Raw genomic sequence first — 5250 nt, 5'->3', positions numbered from 1 at the left:
GTTTAGGGTTTTCTCAAAACCCAAGCAGTATTGAACTGAAGAGTTTGATCATGGCTCAGATTGAACGCTGGCGGCAGGCCTAACACATGCAAGTCGAGCGGTAGAGAGAAGCTTGCTTCTCTTGAGAGCGGCGGACGGGTGAGTAATGCCTAGGAATCTGCCTAGTGGTGGGGGATAACGTTCGGAAACGGACGCTAATACCGCATACGTCCTACGGGAGAAAGCGGGGGACCTTCGGGCCTCGCGCCATTAGATGAGCCTAGGTCGGATTAGCTAGTTGGTGAGGTAATGGCTCACCAAGGCTACGATCCGTAACTGGTCTGAGAGGATGATCAGTCACACTGGAACTGAGACACGGTCCAGACTCCTACGGGAGGCAGCAGTGGGGAATATTGGACAATGGGCGAAAGCCTGATCCAGCCATGCCGCGTGTGTGAAGAAGGTCTTCGGATTGTAAAGCACTTTAAGTTGGGAGGAAGGGTAGTAACTTAATACGTTGCTACTTTGACGTTACCGACAGAATAAGCACCGGCTAACTTCGTGCCAGCAGCCGCGGTAATACGAAGGGTGCAAGCGTTAATCGGAATTACTGGGCGTAAAGCGCGCGTAGGTGGTTCAGTAAGTTGAATGTGAAATCCCCGGGCTCAACCTGGGAACTGCATCCAAAACTGCTGAACTAGAGTACGGTAGAGGGTAGTGGAATTTCCTGTGTAGCGGTGAAATGCGTAGATATAGGAAGGAACACCAGTGGCGAAGGCGACTACCTGGACTGGTACTGACACTGAGGTGCGAAAGCGTGGGGAGCAAACAGGATTAGATACCCTGGTAGTCCACGCCGTAAACGATGTCAACTAGCCGTTGGGAGTCTTGAACTCTTAGTGGCGCAGCTAACGCATTAAGTTGACCGCCTGGGGAGTACGGCCGCAAGGTTAAAACTCAAATGAATTGACGGGGGCCCGCACAAGCGGTGGAGCATGTGGTTTAATTCGAAGCAACGCGAAGAACCTTACCTGGCCTTGACATGCTGAGAACTTTCTAGAGATAGATTGGTGCCTTCGGGAACTCAGACACAGGTGCTGCATGGCTGTCGTCAGCTCGTGTCGTGAGATGTTGGGTTAAGTCCCGTAACGAGCGCAACCCTTGTCCTTAGTTACCAGCACGTAATGGTGGGAACTCTAAGGAGACTGCCGGTGACAAACCGGAGGAAGGTGGGGATGACGTCAAGTCATCATGGCCCTTACGGCCAGGGCTACACACGTGCTACAATGGTCGGTACAAAGGGTTGCCAAGCCGCGAGGTGGAGCTAATCCCATAAAACCGATCGTAGTCCGGATCGCAGTCTGCAACTCGACTGCGTGAAGTCGGAATCGCTAGTAATCGTGAATCAGAATGTCACGGTGAATACGTTCCCGGGCCTTGTACACACCGCCCGTCACACCATGGGAGTGGGTTGCACCAGAAGTAGCTAGTCTAACCTTCGGGAGGACGGTTACCACGGTGTGATTCATGACTGGGGTGAAGTCGTAACAAGGTAGCCGTAGGGGAACCTGCGGCTGGATCACCTCCTTAATCGAAGACTTCAGCTTCTTCATAAGCTCCCACACGAATTGCTTGATTCATTGAAAAAGACGATTGGGTCTGTAGCTCAGTTGGTTAGAGCGCACCCCTGATAAGGGTGAGGTCGGCAGTTCGAATCTGCCCAGACCCACCAATTGTTGTGGGTTTGGCCTTGTACGAATATGGGGCCATAGCTCAGCTGGGAGAGCGCCTGCCTTGCACGCAGGAGGTCAGCGGTTCGATCCCGCTTGGCTCCACCATATACAGCATCGTAAGAGTTCAGAAATGAACGTTCCTGCAACTAGCAGATGAATGTTGATTTCTGGTCTTTGACCAGTAAGAAAATCGTTCTTTAAAAATTTGGGTATGTGATAGAAGTGACTGATTGATTACTTTCACTGGTAATTAATTTGGTCAAGGTAAAATTTGTAGTTCTCAATTGCAAATTTTCGGCGAATGTCGTCTTCACGTTATTAGACAATAACCAGATTGCTTGGGGTTATATGGTCAAGTGAAGAAGCGCATACGGTGGATGCCTTGGCAGTCAGAGGCGATGAAAGACGTTGTAGCCTGCGATAAGCTCCGGGGAGTCGGCAAACAGACTTTGATCCGGAGATCTCTGAATGGGGGAACCCAGCCAGCATAAGCTGGTTATCACACACTGAATACATAGGTGTGTGAGGCGAACCAGGGGAACTGAAACATCTAAGTACCCTGAGGAATAGAAATCAACCGAGATTCCCTTAGTAGTGGCGAGCGAACGGGGACTAGCCCTTAAGTTGATTTGAGAATAGTGGAAGGCTCTGGAAAGTGCCGCCGTAGTGGGTGATAGCCCCGTACACGAAATTCTCTTATCAATGAAATCGAGTAGGACGGAGCACGAGAAACTTTGTCTGAATATGGGGGGACCATCCTCCAAGGCTAAATACTACTGACTGACCGATAGTGAACTAGTACCGTGAGGGAAAGGCGAAAAGAACCCCGGAGAGGGGAGTGAAATAGATCCTGAAACCGTATGCGTACAAGCAGTGGGAGCCCACTTTGTTGGGTGACTGCGTACCTTTTGTATAATGGGTCAGCGACTTATATTCAGTGGCGAGCTTAACCGAATAGGGGAGGCGTAGCGAAAGCGAGTCTTAATAGGGCGACAGTCGCTGGGTATAGACCCGAAACCGGGCGATCTATCCATGGGCAGGTTGAAGGTTGGGTAACACTAACTGGAGGACCGAACCGACTACCGTTGAAAAGTTAGCGGATGACCTGTGGATCGGAGTGAAAGGCTAATCAAGCTCGGAGATAGCTGGTTCTCCTCGAAAGCTATTTAGGTAGCGCCTCGTGTATCACTGTTGGGGGTAGAGCACTGTTTCGGCTAGGGGGTCATCCCGACTTACCAAACCGATGCAAACTCCGAATACCAACAAGTGTCAGCACGGGAGACACACGGCGGGTGCTAACGTCCGTCGTGAAAAGGGAAACAACCCAGACCGTCAGCTAAGGTCCCAAAGTTATGGTTAAGTGGGAAACGATGTGGGAAGGCTTAGACAGCTAGGAGGTTGGCTTAGAAGCAGCCACCCTTTAAAGAAAGCGTAATAGCTCACTAGTCGAGTCGGCCTGCGCGGAAGATGTAACGGGGCTCAAACCATACACCGAAGCTACGGGTTCATCTTAGGATGAGCGGTAGAGGAGCGTTCTGTAAGCCTGTGAAGGTGAGTTGAGAAGCTTGCTGGAGGTATCAGAAGTGCGAATGCTGACATGAGTAACGACAATGGGAGTGAAAAACTCCCACGCCGAAAGACCAAGGTTTCCTGCGCAACGTTAATCGACGCAGGGTGAGTCGGCCCCTAAGGTGAGGCAGAAATGCGTAATCGATGGGAAACGGGTTAATATTCCCGTACTTCTAATTACTGCGATGGAGGGACGGAGAAGGCTAGGCCAGCACGGCGTTGGTTGTCCGTGTTTAAGGTGGTAGGCTGGTTTCTTAGGTAAATCCGGGAGATCAAGGCCGAGAACTGATGACGAGTTGTCTTTTAGACGACGAAGTGGTTGATGCCATGCTTCCAGGAAAAGCTTCTAAGCTTCAGGTAATTAGGAACCGTACCCCAAACCGACACAGGTGGTTAGGTAGAGAATACCAAGGCGCTTGAGAGAACTCGGGTGAAGGAACTAGGCAAAATGGCACCGTAACTTCGGGAGAAGGTGCGCCGGTGAGGGTGAAGCATTTACTGCGTAAGCCCATGCCGGTCGAAGATACCAGGCCGCTGCGACTGTTTATTAAAAACACAGCACTCTGCAAACACGAAAGTGGACGTATAGGGTGTGACGCCTGCCCGGTGCCGGAAGGTTAATTGATGGGGTTAGCTAACGCGAAGCTCTTGATCGAAGCCCCGGTAAACGGCGGCCGTAACTATAACGGTCCTAAGGTAGCGAAATTCCTTGTCGGGTAAGTTCCGACCTGCACGAATGGCGTAACGATGGCGGCGCTGTCTCCACCCGAGACTCAGTGAAATTGAAATCGCTGTGAAGATGCAGTGTATCCGCGGCTAGACGGAAAGACCCCGTGAACCTTTACTATAGCTTTGCACTGGACTTTGAGTTTGCTTGTGTAGGATAGGTGGGAGGCTTTGAAGCGTGGACGCTAGTTCGCGTGGAGCCAACCTTGAAATACCACCCTGGCAACCTTGAGGTTCTAACTCTGGTCCGTTATCCGGATCGAGGACAGTGTATGGTGGGTAGTTTGACTGGGGCGGTCTCCTCCTAAAGAGTAACGGAGGAGTACGAAGGTGCGCTCAGACCGGTCGGAAATCGGTCGTAGAGTATAAAGGCAAAAGCGCGCTTGACTGCGAGACAGACACGTCGAGCAGGTACGAAAGTAGGTCTTAGTGATCCGGTGGTTCTGTATGGAAGGGCCATCGCTCAACGGATAAAAGGTACTCCGGGGATAACAGGCTGATACCGCCCAAGAGTTCATATCGACGGCGGTGTTTGGCACCTCGATGTCGGCTCATCACATCCTGGGGCTGAAGCCGGTCCCAAGGGTATGGCTGTTCGCCATTTAAAGTGGTACGCGAGCTGGGTTTAGAACGTCGTGAGACAGTTCGGTCCCTATCTGCCGTGGACGTTTGAGATTTGAAAGGGGCTGCTCCTAGTACGAGAGGACCGGAGTGGACGAACCTCTGGTGTTCCGGTTGTCACGCCAGTGGCATTGCCGGGTAGCTATGTTCGGAAAAGATAACCGCTGAAAGCATCTAAGCGGGAAACTTGCCTTGAGATGAGATCTCACTGGAACCTTGAGTTCCCTAAAGGGCCGTCGAAGACTACGACGTTGATAGGTTGGGTGTGTAAGCGCTGTGAGGCGTTGAGCTAACCAATACTAATTGCCCGTGAGGCTTGACCATATAACACCCAAACAATTTGATGTTTGTGTGTCTAATACACGAAGACCGCAACAGCCGAAAATTTGTAAGAACTGCAAAACCTTTATCACATACCCAATTCGGAGCAACGTCTAACGACGGTACTCCAGCTGAATCGCTTGACGACCATAGAGCATTGGAACCACCTGATCCCATCCCGAACTCAGTAGTGAAACGATGCATCGCCGATGGTAGTGTGGGGTTTCCCCATGTGAGAGTAGGTCATCGTCAAGCACCTACACCAAAACCCCCGATCAGGAAACTGATCGGGGGTTTTACT

Annotated in this window: 2 tRNA genes and 3 rRNA genes; all 5 read left to right on the top strand. The window is 51.3% G+C overall.

The features are described from left to right. Positions 1–32 precede the first annotated feature (32 nt). The 5 genes from BMZ32_RS19260 to rrf all read left to right on the top strand — a co-directional run bounded on the left by BMZ32_RS19260 (position 33) and on the right by rrf (position 5204). Positions 33–1569: ribosomal RNA gene (locus BMZ32_RS19260) — 16S ribosomal RNA — on the top strand. 65 nt (positions 1570–1634) lie between these two features. Beyond that, positions 1635–1711, top strand: a tRNA-Ile gene (locus BMZ32_RS19255). Between the two features lie 30 nt (positions 1712–1741). Continuing rightward, positions 1742–1817, top strand: a tRNA-Ala gene (locus BMZ32_RS19250). A gap of 245 nt (positions 1818–2062) precedes the next feature. Beyond that, positions 2063–4952, top strand: a 23S ribosomal RNA gene (locus tag BMZ32_RS19245). Between the two features lie 136 nt (positions 4953–5088). Continuing rightward, positions 5089–5204, top strand: a 5S ribosomal RNA gene (gene rrf / locus BMZ32_RS19240). Together the 16S, 23S and 5S rRNA genes with 2 tRNA genes alongside form the textbook arrangement of a ribosomal RNA operon. Positions 5205–5250 lie beyond the last annotated feature (46 nt).

The organism is Pseudomonas guineae (genome assembly GCF_900113745.1).
Classification (GTDB): domain Bacteria; phylum Pseudomonadota; class Gammaproteobacteria; order Pseudomonadales; family Pseudomonadaceae; genus Aquipseudomonas; species Aquipseudomonas guineae.
The sequence above is the reverse complement of the archived record's forward strand: the minus strand, read 5'-3'. Positions and strand labels throughout refer to the sequence as shown.